Origin of the sequence: Paraburkholderia sp. SIMBA_030, from assembly GCF_046535245.1 — a bacterium.
GTDB lineage: Bacteria > Pseudomonadota > Gammaproteobacteria > Burkholderiales > Burkholderiaceae > Paraburkholderia.
Genome location: NZ_JAWRXB010001247.1, coordinates 1 through 249 on the forward strand (window position 1 = coordinate 1; position 249 = coordinate 249).

Genomic DNA, 249 nt, shown 5'->3' on the forward strand with positions numbered 1-249 from the left:
CGGTCGGGCGGATATCCGCACGGTCGAGCGCGAAGGCGACGTTGGCGAGGATGAAGCCATCCTTGGCGCCGCAGTCATAGGTCGTTCCCTTGAAGTGATAGCCTGCGAAATCCTGCGACGTCAGAAGCTTCAGCATGCCGTCGGTCAGCTGGATTTCGTTGCCCGCGCCACGCTCCTGGGTTTCGAGAATCTTGAAGACCTCCGGCTGCAGGATGTAGCGGCCGTTGATGAAGAAGTTCGACGGTGCCG

The 249-nt window shown here is 60.6% G+C and carries 1 pseudogene; it reads right to left on the minus strand.

What is annotated here, in order from left to right:
• Nucleotides 1-249, minus strand: a pseudogene (locus SB772_RS44040) (UTP--glucose-1-phosphate uridylyltransferase); the annotation flags it as partial.